Here is a 15,214-nt window from a genome sequence, read left to right as displayed (position 1 = left end):
AGAAGACGGCATACGAGGTAGGCTCCGGTCTCGTGGGCTCGGAGATGTGTATAAGAGGCAGCTTGAGGGCAGGAGGTGATGCGCGATGGCGGACCGGATTCTCGAGAAGCAGCATGAGCACGAGCGAGAGCAGGAGCGTGAGCGGCTTCGTGCGGAGGAGCAGAAGGACCTGGAGGTGGAGGCGCATCGCGGCGCCCGTCCCCTGGAGGGCTTCGCGGGAGGCCACACGACATGGACCAGTGCTCAGGACGACGAGGCCGCGGCCCGCGTACACGCCGGTGACGCCGAGGCCTCCCAGGAGGCCAGTGAGCGGCAGGCCCGGCTGGAGCCGCCCGAGGACGAGGACGACTCCCTCCGCCGCGAGTAGCCGCCGGGCTCAGGGCGCGCAGTAGCGAAGCGAGTGGAAGGCGTAGGTCCGGGGATTGTCCGTCCCCGTCCTCAGGAGGGCTCCCATCCAGCCTCCGGGAAGCTCATGCAGCCGGACCGCGGCGCCCTGCAGATAGATGGGCAGAGGCGCGGGGCCCGGAGTCCAATCCGTCATGACGCCGGACGGGCTCAAGCCCCAGAGCCGTCCATTCCAGGGCGCGTAGGGACCGCTCGGGATGACATCCCCGACGTTCGTGGCGAGCCAGGCCAGCTGGAGCCCCCGGGAGGTGACCGTGGCGCCAAACGCCGCGGACTGGCTCCACGTCACGGGCGTCAGCGTCTCGGACATCTTCGGTTCGAAGAGTGACCGCAGCTGATGGATCCGGGGCGTGTGCCCATCCGGTTCGCGGTAGAGCAACGTCGGCTCCCATCCGCCGCCGGCTTCCCCTGGCGCCATCAGGAGCTTGGGGATGGCCATGTACACCGAGGGCAAGACTCGCTCTTCCCCCACGGGGCCCAGTTCGCGGTCCCAACGCCGCATCCGGAACCACCACTTTCCGCGATCCCCATCATCCTCATGAGCCGTGATCAGGAAACCTCCATCCTCGATGCCCAGCACGGCGGGCGAGAGGAAATGAGAAGCGTCCGACTTGAACAACGCCCGGGGCTCGGCCAGGACCTGTCCATCCGCGTCGACGATCATGCCCCGCACCTCGCGGACATCGAGCATGTCCACGTTCCAGACCACGGCGATCCGGGCGCCATCCACGGATGCGGCCACACGCGCCCTGCCCCCCCAGCCCCCAAAGTACCGGGACTGCTCGAACAGGACGACGCCTTCGGGAGCGCCGAGCGGAACGCCCTGCTCATCCAGATACACGAGGTGTCCCTGAGCAAAGGAGGAGCCCGACTGGGAATGATTCGCCGTGAAGTAGAGCGCCAGCCCGCGCGAGGTGCGCAGCAACTGGACCTGCGTGATGGGCGACGAAGCTGCATCCAACGGGATGAGCGATGTGCCTCGCAGGCCCAGGGACTCGTCGAACCGGAGGACCTTGATGCCCTCCGAGCTGTCGATGTAGGTCATCAGGAAGCCCCCTGCCACGGGCAGGCTGTCCACCGAGTCATCGTCGGCCACGAAGTTCGTCGCGATGACATCCGTCCACGTCGACGGATCCGTCACCCCGTCGCAATCGTTGTCCAGACCATCGCAGCGCGTCTCCGACGCCTCGTAGTCCGCGCCGTACGAGCGCGCCGTGCACACGGGCTCATAGGCCCCGTCCACCCACGCGCGCTTCGCTCCCGCGCACACGCCCTGGGTCTTCTCGCAGGGAAGGCCCTCCGCGATGCCACTGTCAGGCGTTCCCGCGTCGTCCGTGACGCCCGCGTCGGTCCGGGTGCCCGCATCCACCTGCGTGCCCGCGTCCCGCTCCGGCTCCGACGGGCTCGTGGAGGATCCACAGCCCACGAGCCACAGGGCCACCACCAACGACTTCATCCGCGATTGCATGTTCCCCTCTTCCCCAATGCCTGAACCCTATCACGCGGTCTGACGCAGCACCGTGAGCCCCCGCTCGAAGTCCTCTGGCGGCGGCGACTCCACCTGGATGATCCGCCCCGTCGCGGAGGACGGAACCTCCAGCCGCCACGCGTGCAAAGCCTGACGTCCCACCGCGAGCGCCGCCGGGTGCCTGCGTGCCTCTTCCGTGCCGTAGAGCGAATCGCCCAGCACCGGGAAGCCGGCTTCCGACAGCTGCACGCGGATCTGATGCGTGCGCCCCGTGTCCAGGTCGATGTCCAGGAGCGCCCCATCCCGGAACCGCTCGCGCACCGTGAACGTCAGCGCCGCGCGCCTCGCGGAGGGCACGCGGGTGGTGAAGCGGCGCGGATCCTTCGGGTCCCTCGCGTACGGTCCTTCCAGTCTCCCCGTCTCCGGCGGACGGCCCAGCACCAGCGTCTGGTAGCGCTTGTCCACGCGCTTCTCCTGGAACGCCAGGAGCAGCGCCGCCACCGCGTCATCCGTGCGGGCCAATGCCAGACATCCGCTCGTCTCGCGGTCCAGCCGGTGCACCACGCCGGGCGCGGCCACGCCCTCCACGTCGAACGGGGGGCATCTCGCCGCGAGCAGCCCCACCACCGACGCCGCCCGCCCCTCCGGCTCCACCACCAGCCCCGGCGGCTTGGCCACGATGACGAGCGCCGCGTCGTCGTACAGCACCGGCAACTCCGGGCCTTCCAGCGAGGCATGCGGCGACGGCCGGGGCTCCGGCGTCTCCAGCGTGAGCTCCTCGCCGCCCCACAGCTTGCGCGTGGCCTGCGCCTTCTTGCCCCGGATGCGCACCCGCCCCGCGTCCAGCAGCGCCCGGGCCCGCTCCGGCGTGAGGCCCGGGACGTGCTTCGTCAGGAAGCGATCCAGCCGCTCGCCAGCAATTTCCCGGGGAACCACGAGAACCTTGTGCCGCGTCATGCCTTTCCCCGTCTCTCAAGGCAGGCGAGGAGTCAACCGCCGTGTAGGCGTGGGCTTACCGGGCACGCGTCAGGGGCGCGCAGTAGAACGAGGCTCTCCGTGGCCACCTCCCTGTTTTCCCGTTCGGCTGCTGTCCGGGCCCTGTCCCACCGCGACTTCACCCTTCTGTGGCTGGGCACGCTCGTGTCGAACATCGGCACGTGGATGGAGTCCGTCTCCCTGGGCGTCTACGTCACGGAGGTGACGGGCCAGGCCGCGTGGACGGGCGGTGTCGCCGCGCTGACGCACCTGCCGTCGCTCATCCTCGCGCCGCTGGGGGGCGCGCTCGCGGACCGCTTCGACCGGCGCACCTTCATGGCCGTGTGCGTGTGCGTGCAGGCGCTGCTGGCCGCGCTGCTCACGGTGCTGGCCGGCACGGGGAACCTGTCCGTGCCGTGGGTGGCGGCCATCGCGCTGCTCAACGGCGCCTTCAGCACGCTGGTCATCCCCTGCGCCACGGCGCTCACCGTGGCGGTGGTGCCCCCCGAGGACCTGCACAACGCGCTCAGCCTGGACTCGGCGCAGTTCAACCTGGGGCGCATCATCGGTCCGGTGCTGGCCGCGCTGGTGCTCACGAAGGTGGGCATCGCCGGGGCGCTGTTCGTCAACACGCTGTCGTTCCTCGCCGTGCTGCTGGCGCTCGCGGGGATGCGCGGCGCGGTCAGTGGCCTGCCTCCGAAGGTGGAGGCGCTGTGGGCCGGCATCATGCGGGGCGTGCGGCTGGCGTGGACGGATCCGGGCATCGCGCTCGCGCTGGGCTCCGGCGCGCTGGTGGGCCTGCTCATCTCTCCCTTCGTGGGCCTGGTGCCGGTGTTCGCGCTGAAGGTGCTGGGTGGGGACGCGACGACCACGTCCCTGCTGCTCACCGCGCAGGGGACGGGCGCGGTCATCGCGGCGTTCGGCTCCGGCCCCATCGCCGCGAGGATGGGGCGCCGGGCCTTCCTGGAGGCGTCGCTGCTGCTCGTGGGGCTGTGCTCCGCGGCCTACTGGCTGTCCCCCTCCCTGCCGGTGGCCCTGGTGACGCTGTTCATCCTGGGCGCGGTGTACCTGGTGGCCTTCACCGGCTTGAAGACGGTGTGCCAGGCGCGCACGCCGCCGGAGCTGCAGGCGCGCGTGAGCAGCCTGTTCCTCCTGCTGGTGAACGCGGGCTACATCCTGGGCGTCTGGGGCCAGGGCGCGCTGTCGGACCACGTGGGCGTGCGGCCCATCACCGCGGGCTGCGCGCTGCTCTTCTTCGGCATCGTGGTGGGGATGCGGACGCTGCGCTCCAGGGGCCTGGCCGCGCTGGGCACCTGAGCGTTCACTTCGCGGGCAGGAGCGCCAGCACGCGCGCGAGCACCGCGACGCCCTCCTCGTACTCCGGCAGGTCGATGTGCTCGTTCGGCGTGTGGTCCAACGCCGCGTCGCCGGGGCCGTACGCCACGGTGGGCACGCTCCACGCGGAGGCCACGGTGTTCCAGTCGGACGTGCCCGTCTTCAGGCGCAGGGTGGGCTTCACGCCGCGCTCGCGGATGGCCTGCTTGAAGACGCGGGAGAGCGCGTCGTTGCCGTTCGTGGACACGGCGTCCTTGCGCGCCACGGTGCGCACCGTCACGGTGGGCACGGTGGCCAGCGCCGCGAGCAGCGCGCCGGTGTCCGTGGACGGGCCGGTGCGGATGCTCACCGCGGCGGTGGCCCACTCCTCCGTCTCCGTGGCGCCGGTGTGGAAGGCGTTGAGGGAGGGCAGGTTCTGCTCGAAGAGGGATGGGCGCTCGCGGTTCCAGTCGTCGCACAGGCGCTTGAGCGCGTTCCATGCGTCGATGACGTGCTCGGCGGCGGCGCGGTAGTCGCGGCTCGCGGTGTGGCGGCGGCTGGCGCGGTGCTCCAGGTCCAGGCGCAACAGCCCCTTGTAGCCAAGGGTCACCGCGTGCGCGCCGCTGGGCTCGCCGTTGATGACGAAGTCCGGGGCGTACTGGTCGCGCACGTGCAGGGCGCCGCGAGTGATGGCGACCTCCTCCTCCACGCAGCCCAGCAGGAGGAACTGCTTGCCGGCGCGCTCGGCGTCGTCCAGCAGCTCCACGGCTTCGATGAACGCGCACAGCGGGCCCTTGGCGTCCACCGCGCCCCGGCCGTAGAGCTTCTGTCCCTCCAGCCGCACGGGCACTTCGCCGGGCACGGTGTCGATGTGGCCCAGGAACGCGATGACGGTGCCCCCGTCCCCATGGCGGGCGACGGCGTTGCCCACGGCGTCGGTGTGCGCGCGCCAGCCGCGAGCCGCCAGCCGCTCCACCAGCGCTCCGGCGAAGGAGGCCTCCTGGTGACTGGGGCTGTACTGCTCCACCATCCACCGCAACAAGTCGACGCCCGGCTCACGCGCCCGCATCCGCCCTGCCTCCATCGCGAAGGGTGAACTTCGTACCGCCCGCCTCCTCCAGCGCGGCGAACACCGGCCGGGCCACGCGGGACGCGCTCACGTACGCGGTGGGGACTCCGCCCTCCAGCGCGCGGCGGACGGCCTCCAGCTTGTAGCGCATGCGTCCGCCCGCCAGCGGCATGCAGCCCGCCACGTCGTCGCTCGAGCGCACCAGCGACGAGGGGTCCTTCGGATCCGCGAGCAGCCCCGGCACGTTGGAGAGGATGACCAGGGCCTTCGCGCCCACCGCCGCCGCGATGGACGACGCCACATGGTCCGCGTCCACGTTCACGAGCACGCCATCCTCCGTCACGGCGGGAGGACACACGACGGGCACATAGCCGCCGTCCAGCAGCGACCCCAGGAGCGCCGCGTTCACCGACGAGACCTCCCCGGCCAGGTGTTCGCGGTCGATGCGCATCCGTCCGCCGGAGTCCTGCAGCTTGAGCGGCGGCCGTCTGCGCGCGGTGAGCACGCGTCCGTCCGCGCCGCACAGCCCCAGCGCGGTGACGCCCTTCGACAGCAGCGCCAGCACCACGGCCTTGTTGACCTCGCCCACCCACGCCATGGTGAGCGCGCGCAGCGTGGGCGCGTAGGTGAGGCGCACGACGTTGCCGTTCGCGGTGGTGGCCTCCGGGCGCTCCAGCCCCAGCGAGCCCAGGAGCCGCTCACCCGCCTCCGACCCGCCATTGACGACGACGACGCGCTCGCCCTGGCGGACGAGCTCCGCCACGTCCGAGCAGACGTTCTCCAGGTCCACGCCCGCCGCGCCGCCAATCTTCACGACGACGGGACGGCGGGAGGAGGCACCGGCGGTGGCGCTCATCCGATGACGCTCGCGCCGCCGTCCACGAGCTGCACGGTGCCAGTGATGAAGGACGCGCGCTCGCTGGCGAGGAACACCGCGGCGGCAGCGAACTCCTCCGGGAGCCCCACGCGCTTGAGCGGGATGTGCGCGCCCATGGCGCGAAGGCCGGCCTCCACGTCGCCCGCGTTGCCGGCGGTGCGCTCCACGGGAGGCGTGCGCATGTAGCCCGGAGCGAGGACGTTGACGGTGATGCCGGCATCGCCCAGTTCCTGCACCAGCGCGGCGGAGAAGCCGACGATGCCCATGCGAGCGAAGCCGGACAGCGCGAAGCGCGCCACCGGCCGGTGCACGGTCTCCGAGGTGATGAACAGCAGGCGTCCCCACCCGGCCTTCTTCAAATGCGGCAGCGCCGCGAGCGCCAGGGAGATGGGAGGCAGCAGCACCGCGTCCGCAGCGCTCTTGTACGCATCCACGCCGAAGGTGGACGCAGGGCCCGGGGGAGGTCCTCCGCTGTTGGTGACGACGACGTGCAGGGCGCCCAGCTTGGCAACCACGTCTTCCACCCAGCGGCGGACCTCGGCGTCATCCTTCACGTCCACGCGGGAGGCCAGCACCCGGCCGCCACGGGCCACGGACTTGAGCCGGGCCTCGGCCTGGGCCAGTCGGTCCGAGTCCCGAGCACCGATGGCGACATGCGCGCCCTCCTTCGCCAGTTCCTCCGCGACAGCGAGGCCCAGCCCGCTGGAGCCACCGGCGACGAGAGCAACCTTGTTGGCGAGTCCCAGTTCCATCCGCGTCCCTCCAGACCTTCAAGGTTCAAAGCACTTCAACCCGATGCCAATGGCTGACTCATCGCATCAAGCCCCAAGCCCCACCTCCGGCCCGGCGCGATCCAAAACCTGTCCGACTGTCGGACAGGTTTTTTCGGCGCGCCCCCGGCGGGGGCCCGATGGGTTTCTTGCCTTCTCATCCGTGGGGACAGGGCTCATGTCCGAGGACTCAGGGACGGGGCTCCCCGCCCGCTGCGTCCGGCGCGGTTCCTCCGATGGGTGCGCGCCTGGCTCCGCTGAAGTAGCCGTACTTCGCCATCAGCGGCCACGCGAGCGCCACGGTGAGCGCCTTCGCTCCGGAGGCCAGCTCCCCCTTCCACGCGTCGTCCTCGCCGCGCAGGAGCGTGGGGCCGCTGCGGAAGCGGTCCGGGTTGCCCGTGACGGTGTGGTTCTTGCCCAGCACCACCGTGCGCCCCTTCACCGGGTTCTGCGCCCGTGGCACGCCCACCAGGTCCAGCACCGTGTCCACGGCGCGGTCCGGCGCGGCGATGAAGTCCTCGTAGCGCAGGAACAGCGACTGGGCGGGGAACCTCCGCGTCACCTCCTCCGACGCCGCGTTGAAGCCCAACCAGTACGCCGTGCTGCGCGCGGCGGACATGGGGACGACATACTGCTTCGTCTTCGTCCACGAATGCGTCACCGCACGCGGGTCGCGCACCAGGTGCAGGTACAGCGGCCGGATGCCCTCCACGTGCGGCAGCAGCGCCGCCTCGGAGGGGAACTTCCCGCTGTCCACCAGCACCGTGCTCCCCGTGGCCCGCGCGATGGTGCGGTACGTGCGCGCCAGGAAGTCCGCGTGCGACTGGAGCGCCTGCGAGTCCTCCGCCTGATCCAACACCCGCAGCGTGTGCCGCGTGCGCACCGCGGCCTGCTGCCGGCGCACCACCGCCTCCGCGTGCGCACGCGGCGTCAGGCCCGCCGGCACGCCGGAGGTCAGCACCGTGTTCCAGATGCCGCACTCCAACAGCTGCTGGCCGCAGCCGCACAGCGTGTTGGAGCCGTTCCCGTACGCGTTCTTCCATAGGAAGCTCAGCTCCCCCACGTGGAAGAAGCCCGGCACCTCGTTGAGCACGTTGCCCAGGATGGTGCTGCCGCTGCGGCACCAGCCGGTGATGTAGAGGACCGTGAGCTGCGCGCCCTCGCCCTTCGCGCTCGCGGAGGCCATCAGGTCAGCGACGCCACGAAGAAGTGGGTGGGCAAGTGCACCGCGAGCGTCGTGTAGACCTCGCCGTAGGCCGCCAGTCCCTCACGCGGGAAGATGCCCGGCGGCGGCTCCGCGAACCGGATGACCGAGCGCTCGCTGTCATACAGCGTCGCCGCGGCGGTGAAGTCCCCCACGATGATGGTGCCCGGGTTCACCATGCGCGTGCGGCACAGGCGGATGCCCATGGCCGCCAGGTCCGACAGGAGCGACTGCTGGCCCACCAGGTGCTCGTAGAAGTCCAACGAGTTGATGACGATGCCGTCCGCGGACCCGCCCATCTGCTCCACCTGCGCGCACGCGTTGAGCAGCGACCGCACCGCCGTCTTCTGCGCCGGCAGCCGCACGATGCCCGGCGTGTGCAACAGGCCCCGCACGCCGTCCCCGCCCTTGCCGATGCACAGCGCCTGGTTCTCCGCCGTGTTCAGCCGCACCAGCAGCCGGAAGTCGATGAACTGCGCCAGCGACTTCGGATCCTCCAGCAGGTTGCGCGGCACTTGAATCCACGCGCGCGTGGGCTTGAGCGCCTGCGTGTCCTGGTGGAACTCGAAGCCGGCCTCCGGCCGCAGCTCCACGTCCTGCACCGGGCCGGTGGGCTTCGCCTGCGGATGCGTCTCGTACCAGAAGGGCACCGGGTCGCGCTCCGCCTTCGCCGTCTTGAACATGCCGCGCACCGCGATGCGCGGACGGCGCTTGAAGCCGGGGAACGCGTCCACGATGGAGTTGTCGTAGTCCACGTGCGCCTTCGTGCCCTGCTTCTGGACCGCGGCCGCGAACACCTCTCCAGGGGATTTCGTGCTCAAGCTCATGGGTGGGGCTCCTCGGAATGAACAGCGCTCTAGAGCGGATGCAGGCCCCGGAAGCCCAGCCCTTCCGTCTCCGGGCGGCCCAGCATCAGGTTCAACGCATGCACCGCCGTGCCAGCGGCGCCCTTCACCAGGTTGTCGATGGCGGCGTTCACCACCACGCGGCCCCGCTCCGGGTCCACGTCCACCGACAGGTCACAGTGGTTCGTGCCCAGGAGCGGCCCGGGCTCCGGGAACGGAGACAGGGACGCGCTGGGGCGCAAGAGCCGCACGAAGGGCTTCTCGCGGTAGCGCGTGGCGATGGCGCGCACCACCTCCGGCTCGTCCACCGGCCGCGCCGCGAAGGCGTGCACCGTCGCCAGGATGCCGCGCACGCCTGGCACCGCCGTGGCGCTGAAGTGGATGGTGGGCTGCTGGCCGGTGACCCGCGCCACCACGCCCTCCAGCTCCCCCGTGTGCCGGTGGCCCACCGGCTTGTAGCAGCGCAGCGCGTTCGCCCGCTCCGGGTGGTGCGACGAGCGGTCCGGAGTCGAACCGCCCCCGGACGACCCAGTCTTCGCGTCCACCACCAGCACGTCCGGGCGCACGAGCCCCGCGTGCAGCAGCGGCAGGAGCGCCAGGAGCCCCGCGTGCGCCATGCAGCCGGGGATCGCGACGTGGCGCGCGTTCGTCAGCGCGTCCCCCATCCACTCCGGCAGGCCGTAGACGAACGCGGGGACGTCCTCCGGGCGCGGGTGCTTGCCGTACCAGCGCGCGTGCCCCGAGGCGTCCAGGCGGAAGTCCGCGCTCAGGTCCACCACGCGCTCCGCCAGCCGGGACACCTTCTGCCAGCGATTGATCAGCTCGCCTTGGGGCAGGCAGCTCACCAGCACGTCGCAGGGCTCCAGCGCGTCGTGCGGCGTGTAGCGCAGCGTGCCCACTCCGCGCAGGTGCGGGTGCGGGAAGTCCAGGCGCTTGCCGGCGAACTGGCCGGAGGTGGCCTGCACCACCTCCACGGCCGGGTGCGCGAGCAAGAGGCGCAGCACCTCGCCGCCGGTGTAGCCCGCGGCCCCCAGCACCGCCACGCGCACGCTCATCGCCGGGCTCCCGCTCCGGACGCGACGTACTCCGCGATGAGGTCCGGCAGCGGAACGCCCGTCTCGTCGATGCTGCGCGCGAACTCCACGCAGTGGTTGATTTCGTTGACGTAGATGTCGCCGCCGCGCGTCTCCAGCAGGTCCACCGCCACCATGTCCCCGCCCACCGCCTCCGCCGCGGCCTCCGCCAGCTTCGCGTGCACCACCGGCACCTCGTAGCGCTCCGGCACCGCGCCGCGCGCGGTGTTGGTGATCCAGTGCTCGGAGCGCCGCCGGAGGCCGCCCACCGCGCGGCCGACGACGTAGACGCGCAGGTCGTAGCCCGGCTTGTCCACGTACTCCTGCACCAGCGCCACGTGGTCCTGCGCGCCGCCGGTGCCAAAGCGCGTGGACAGCACGCCTTCGGCCGCGGTGCGCGAGTCCAGCCGGGCCACCATCCGGCCCCAGCTGCCCAGCACGGGCTTGGTCACCACCGGGTAGCCCTTCTGCTCAATCGCCTCCAGGCACGCGTCCTCGTCGAAGGCCACGAACGACCACGGCATGGGCACGCCCTTCGCGGCCAGCGCGGCGCTGGTGAGCGCCTTGTCCCCGCACAGCGAGATGGTCCGCGCGCTGTTGAGCACGCGCAGCCCCTTCATCTCCAGGAACGTGGCCAGGTAGCGCGCACGCGTGAAGGACATGCTGCGCATCAACACGGTGTCGGCGTCGGTGACGCGCTGCCGGTCCATGGACAGCACCATCCCGGTGTCCTGCACCAGGTTGACGGCGCAGTCGCGCCTGCGCAGCGCCTCGAGGAGGAGCTTCTCCTCGGTGCGCACGCGCGTATAGACGAGGTCGACCTTGCGCATGGCGCGGGTCTACTCCCCCCAGTCTTCCTCGACCTCGGGCGCTTCCTCGAGCCGCAGCGGGTTGACGCCCACCACCTCCAGCTCGGCGGAACAGCCGTCACAGGAGAGCACCTCACCCACGATCCGGTTGCCGCCCGGCACCGGCTGGGCGCACAGCGGACACTGCTCCGGCGGCACGGACTGCGTCATCGGGTTCGGGTTCTGGACCTGCATGTCAGTCCCTCCTCGCTTCGGGTCCCACGGCAAACATCGGGGTTCTTGGGAGCACTCCAAGGATGCGCTCGGCCACCTGCCCGCCCTCCAGCCCATGGCCCTTGAGCAGCGCTTCATGCGAACCGGCGCGCGAGTCGTACCGGTCCTGCAAGCCCACGCGCAGCACGCGCCGCTGCAGGTCCAGCGAGCACACCGTCTCGCACACCGCGCTGCCCAGGCCGCCCAGCACGTTGTGCTCCTCCACCGTCACCAGGAGCCGCGTGCGCGACGCCGTCTCACGCACCGCCTCCTCGTCCAGCGGCTTGAGCGTGTGCACATTGAGCACGCGCGCGGAGACGCCCTGCGCCTCCAGCAGCTTCGCGGCGTCCAGCGCCACGGACACGCCCACTTCACCGTGCGCCAGGAGCCCCACGTCGTCGCCTTCGCGCAGGAGCGCGGCGCGGCCCAGCTCGAACGGCGGGCGTGGGAGGTCCAGGCGGGTGACGCGGTTGCGGCCCAGCCGCAGGTACACCGGCCCGTCGTGCTGGAGCATCGCGCGCGTGGCGTGCACCGTCTCCAGGCCATCCGCGGGCGACACCACCGTGAGGTTGGGCATCGCGCGCAGCACGGCCAGGTCCTCAATCGCGTGGTGCGTGGGGCCGAAGAACGCGCCCGAGACGCCGCCGTAGTCGCACACCAGCTTCACGTTGGCGCGCGCATAGGCCAGGTTCAGCCGCACCTGCTCGCACGCGCGCATCACGCCGAACGCCGCGAAGCTGTGCGCGATGACGGTGTGCCCGCCGTGCGCCAGGCCACACGCCATGTCCAGCATGGTGGCCTCGCAGATGCCCAGGTTGAAGTAGCGCTGGGGGTGGCGCTTCTCGAACGGGTCGCCTCCGCCGCCCAGGTCCGCCTCCAGGAAGACGACGCGCGCGTCTTCTTCCGCGAAGCGCGCCGCCGCGTGCCGGAACACCAGCCGGCTGGACAGCTCCGGGTGCGCGGCGAGCCACGCCTCCGGCGTCTGGGCCAGGTCCACCCCCGGGGAGAGCGACGCGCTCACTGGGCGTCCTCCCCCAGCGACGCGAGCGCCCGGCGCAGGTGCTCCGGTGAGAAGACCGCGTAGTGCGGCCCCTTGCCCTTGAGCATCGGCACGCCCGCGCCCTTCCGCGTCCGGGCCACGATGGCGCGAGGACGGACGCCCACGACGGGCGCCTCCAGCGCGGCGACCAGCGCGGGCAGGTCGTGCCCTTCCACCTCCAGCGACTGGAAGCCGAACGCGTCCAGGCGCTGCACCAGCGCCTCCTGCGACAGGATGGCTTCGGTGGGCCCGTCGTTCTGCCCGCCGTTGCGGTCGATGATCAGCGTCAGCCCCGTGAGCTTGCGGTGTGACGCCACCTGGAGCGCTTCCCAGTTGGAGCCCTCGCCCATCTCCCCGTCGCCGCAGACGACGAAGGTGCGGTTGGGCTCACCGCGCAGCGCGTGCGCGAGCGTCAGCCCCACGCCCAGCCCCAGCCCGTGGCCCAGGCTGCCGGTGGCGAACTCCACGCCCGGCACCGCCGCGTTCACGTGCCCGGTGAAGATGCTGCCGTCCGCGTTGTACTCGCGCACCAGCGTCTCCACGTCCACGAAGCCGAACTCCGCGAGCGCCGCGTAGAGCCCCGCTGCCGCGTGCCCCTTGGACAGGATGAGGTGGTCGCGCTCGGGAGCCTTGGGCGCGCGCGGATCCACGCGCATCACCCGGCCCAGCAGCGCCACCAATATCTCCACCATCGACAGCGAGCCGCCCAGGTGACAGCCCGACGGCGTCGCCGCCAGCCGCACGATGGTCTGACGGATCCGCTTCGCCCGGCGAGGCAGCAGCGCCAGCCCCGCGTCCGACGCGGCGCCCGGTGCCATGTCCCCAGGGCGGGCAGGCGCCAGCGGACCACTGGAGGCCGAGGGTTCTTCTGGCGTCCGCGCGTCGCGCGACAGCCCGGGGGTCGTTGAGTTCGCCGAGAAAGTCATGCCCGTAGCGTCGCTGACACAGCCCCGGAATCCGGCTGTTGTGAGACACCCTAGGAAAACGCATCATGCGCCGTCAACGCGGATTTTCTTAAGATGTAGATGTACGAGAAAAAACCGTCTAGCCCGGTAAACTCGCGGTGTTACACGCGCGGCACGCCTGGCATTCCCCCGTTTTCCGTCACTCGGAGGAGACCTTCACATGGGGCAGCGTTTCCATAACGCAGCGGCATTGGCGAAGGGCGCGGAGTACCGCCGGAAGGGTTGGTGGCGTGACACCACGGTGGTTGACGATCTGCGTCGCTGCGTCCACGCGCACCCGGACAAGACCGCGATCATCGCCGCACGGTATTTTTCCAAGGACATCACGCGGCTGACGTACGCGGAGCTGGCGCGATACATGGACCGGTTCGCGCTGGGCCTGCGCGAGCTGGGCGTGGGACGCGAGGACATCGTCGCGGTGCAGCTGCCCAACGGCTGGCACTTCACGGCGCTCGCGCTGGCGTGCGCGCGGCTGGGAGCGGTCATCGCGCCCATTCCGCCGGACTACCGGCGGCGCGAGGTGGAGTTCATCCTGGGGCGCACGGAAGCGTCCGTGTACGTGGGGCCCACGTCGTGGACGGGGCACTCGCACCGGGACATGGCGAAGGACATCGCGGCGGTGCTGCCGTCGCTGCGCCACCGCGTGCTGCTCGGCGCCAACACAGACCTCCAGCCCGGCGAGCTGGACTTCGAGCGCCACTTCATCGAGCGCGAGTGGGAGAAGGAGGCGTCGCTGGACGGCGTGGCCACGGCGGCCCCGGACGACGTGTGCAACATCCTCTACACGTCCGGCACCACGGGTGAGCCCAAGGGCGTGGTGCACTCGCACAACACGAATTACGGCATCACGCGCGCGCTCTGCGACACGCTGGGCATCGACGGGACGGACGTGGTGGCGCTGCCGTCGCTGCTGACGGCGTCCACGGGGTTCACGTACTCGTACCTGATGCCCATCCTGCTGGGGGCCACGGCCATCTACATGGACGTGGGCGACCCGGAGCTGACGCTCAAGCTCTTCGAGGAGCACGGCGTCACGTTCACGTACGGCATTCCGACGTACCTGATGAACCTCATCGCGTTGCAGCGCAAGCGCCAGCGCAACACGTCCTCGCTGAGGCAGCTGGCCACGGGCTCCATCCCGGTGCCGCCGCACCTCATCGCGGCGGTGCGCGAGGTGTTCGGCGTGCGGCTGCACACGCTGTGGGGCATGACGGAGAACGGCGCGGTCACCATCACGCGGCACGAGGATCCGCCGGACTGGCCCAGCCAGAGTGACGGGCGCGCGGTGGCGTGGATGGAGACGAAGATCGTCCCCGCGATCGCGGAGGACGGCACGCCGTATCCGGATGGGACGGGGCGGCTGTTGGTGCGCGGCGCCAGCCAGTGCCTCACCTACTTCAAGCGCGACGACGTGTACGCGGCGGCGGTGGACGCGGAGGGCTGGTTCGACACGGGCGACCTGGCGCGCGACGACGGGCGCGGCGGCATCCGCATCGTGGGGCGGCTGAAGGACGTCATCTTCCGGTACGGGTACAAGATCCCCGTGGTGGAGGTGGAGTCCGCGCTCTACTCGCACCCGAAGGTGAAGGAGGTCGCGGTCGTCGCGCACTCGGACGACAAGATTGGCGGCGAGCGGGTGTGCGCCGTGGTGGTGGTGCGCGAGGGAGAGGCCCCGCCCACGCTCAACGAGCTTCGCGACCACCTCAAGCAGCAGGGCATGTCCAACCAGTACTGGCCGGACCGGTTGGATCTCATCGACGAGATGCCCAAGACGGCCACCGGCAAGGTGCGCAAGTACCTGCTGCGCGAGCGGCTGAGGCCCGCGTGAGCGGGCGCCCCGAAGAAGCCTCCGGCCTCACGGACACGGAAGCGAAGCTCGCCGCGTGGTGGAAGGACCTGCTGGGCGTGGAGGTGGTGCGCCCGGAGGACCACTTCCTGGAGATTGGCGGCAACTCGCTGATGGCCACGGTCCTGTCCAACCGCATCGAGAACGAGCTGGGCGTGGAGGTGTCCATGGTGGAGCTGTTCAACACGCTCCGCGCCGTGGCCACGCTGTGCGACGAGCTGCGCCAGGAGCAGACCGCCTGAGTCGAGCCGCCCCTTCGAGGGCGGCCCCTTCCCCGCTTTCCCCCGAGCGCGACATGACGAC

The 15,214-nt window shown here is 70.9% G+C and carries 16 protein-coding genes; 4 read left to right on the top strand and 12 right to left on the bottom strand.

Annotated features, from left to right (window positions below; translation table 11 throughout):
* Positions 1-85: 85 nt before the first annotated feature.
* A complete protein-coding gene (locus tag D7X55_RS21710; protein ID WP_121724076.1) occupies positions 86-367 on the top strand; it encodes a hypothetical protein in 282 nt (93 codons plus the stop codon).
* Between the two features lie 9 nt (positions 368-376).
* On the opposite strand, the gene D7X55_RS21705 is transcribed toward D7X55_RS21710, so the two are convergent.
* The gene (locus D7X55_RS21705) at positions 377-1,873 is read right to left on the bottom strand and encodes a putative metal-binding motif-containing protein (protein ID WP_147470167.1); all 1,497 of its coding nucleotides are present in this window, start codon (positions 1,871-1,873) and stop codon (positions 377-379) included.
* 30 nt (positions 1,874-1,903) lie between these two features.
* The gene (locus tag D7X55_RS21700) at positions 1,904-2,830 is read right to left on the bottom strand and encodes an RluA family pseudouridine synthase (RefSeq protein WP_121724074.1); all 927 of its coding nucleotides are present in this window, start codon (positions 2,828-2,830) and stop codon (positions 1,904-1,906) included.
* Between the two features lie 99 nt (positions 2,831-2,929).
* On the opposite strand from D7X55_RS21700, the gene D7X55_RS21695 reads away from it, so the two are divergent.
* Positions 2,930-4,165: an MFS transporter gene (locus tag D7X55_RS21695; protein WP_120551341.1), complete on the top strand. Its 1,236-nt coding sequence runs from the start codon at positions 2,930-2,932 to the stop codon at positions 4,163-4,165.
* A gap of 4 nt (positions 4,166-4,169) precedes the next feature.
* Here D7X55_RS21695 and D7X55_RS21690 read toward each other — a convergent pair whose 3' ends face one another.
* From D7X55_RS21690 to D7X55_RS21645, 10 genes are all read right to left on the bottom strand, one after another.
* A complete protein-coding gene (locus tag D7X55_RS21690) occupies positions 4,170-5,231 on the bottom strand; it encodes a M20/M25/M40 family metallo-hydrolase (RefSeq protein WP_121724073.1) in 1,062 nt (353 codons plus the stop codon).
* On the bottom strand, positions 5,218-6,087 hold the full coding sequence (locus D7X55_RS21685) for a [LysW]-aminoadipate kinase (RefSeq protein ID WP_120551339.1): 870 nt from the start codon (positions 6,085-6,087) through the stop codon (positions 5,218-5,220). The genes D7X55_RS21690 and D7X55_RS21685 overlap by 14 nt, the downstream gene beginning before the upstream one ends.
* A complete protein-coding gene (locus D7X55_RS21680; RefSeq protein WP_120551338.1) occupies positions 6,084-6,860 on the bottom strand; it encodes an SDR family NAD(P)-dependent oxidoreductase in 777 nt (258 codons plus the stop codon). The genes D7X55_RS21685 and D7X55_RS21680 overlap by 4 nt, the downstream gene beginning before the upstream one ends.
* Positions 6,861-7,068: 208 nt before the next feature.
* Positions 7,069-8,064 (bottom strand): sulfotransferase, encoded by a 996-nt coding sequence (locus tag D7X55_RS21675; protein ID WP_120551337.1) that lies wholly within the window; start codon positions 8,062-8,064, stop codon positions 7,069-7,071.
* Positions 8,064-8,909: a family 3 encapsulin nanocompartment shell protein gene (locus tag D7X55_RS21670; protein WP_120551336.1), complete on the bottom strand. Its 846-nt coding sequence runs from the start codon at positions 8,907-8,909 to the stop codon at positions 8,064-8,066. Before D7X55_RS21670 ends, D7X55_RS21675 begins: the two co-directional genes overlap by 1 nt.
* Positions 8,910-8,938: 29 nt before the next feature.
* Entirely contained in the window at positions 8,939-9,982 is a 1,044-nt protein-coding gene (gene argC, locus D7X55_RS21665) for an N-acetyl-gamma-glutamyl-phosphate reductase (protein WP_120551335.1), read from the bottom strand.
* Entirely contained in the window at positions 9,979-10,830 is an 852-nt protein-coding gene (locus D7X55_RS21660) for a RimK family alpha-L-glutamate ligase (RefSeq protein WP_120551334.1), read from the bottom strand. Before D7X55_RS21660 ends, argC begins: the two co-directional genes overlap by 4 nt.
* Positions 10,831-10,839: 9 nt before the next feature.
* Positions 10,840-11,043 (bottom strand): lysine biosynthesis protein LysW, encoded by a 204-nt coding sequence (gene lysW / locus D7X55_RS21655; RefSeq protein WP_120551333.1) that lies wholly within the window; start codon positions 11,041-11,043, stop codon positions 10,840-10,842.
* A 1-nt stretch (position 11,044) separates the two neighbouring features.
* The gene (locus D7X55_RS21650; RefSeq protein ID WP_121724072.1) at positions 11,045-12,082 is read right to left on the bottom strand and encodes a transketolase family protein; all 1,038 of its coding nucleotides are present in this window, start codon (positions 12,080-12,082) and stop codon (positions 11,045-11,047) included.
* Positions 12,079-12,918, bottom strand: coding sequence for a 1-deoxy-D-xylulose-5-phosphate synthase N-terminal domain-containing protein (locus D7X55_RS21645; RefSeq protein ID WP_121724071.1), 840 nt, complete (start codon positions 12,916-12,918; stop codon positions 12,079-12,081). Before D7X55_RS21645 ends, D7X55_RS21650 begins: the two co-directional genes overlap by 4 nt.
* A 307-nt stretch (positions 12,919-13,225) precedes the next feature.
* Between D7X55_RS21645 and D7X55_RS21640 the strand changes: the two genes are divergently transcribed.
* Both D7X55_RS21640 and D7X55_RS21635 read left to right on the top strand, forming a co-directional pair.
* Entirely contained in the window at positions 13,226-14,893 is a 1,668-nt protein-coding gene (locus D7X55_RS21640) for an AMP-binding protein (RefSeq protein ID WP_121724070.1), read from the top strand.
* Positions 14,890-15,153 (top strand): phosphopantetheine-binding protein, encoded by a 264-nt coding sequence (locus D7X55_RS21635; protein ID WP_120551329.1) that lies wholly within the window; start codon positions 14,890-14,892, stop codon positions 15,151-15,153. Before D7X55_RS21640 ends, D7X55_RS21635 begins: the two co-directional genes overlap by 4 nt.
* Positions 15,154-15,214 lie beyond the last annotated feature (61 nt).

It is taken from the genome of Corallococcus sp. AB049A (assembly GCF_003668885.1).
GTDB lineage: Bacteria > Myxococcota > Myxococcia > Myxococcales > Myxococcaceae > Corallococcus > Corallococcus interemptor.
The sequence above is the reverse complement of the archived record's forward strand: the minus strand, read 5'-3'. Positions and strand labels throughout refer to the sequence as shown.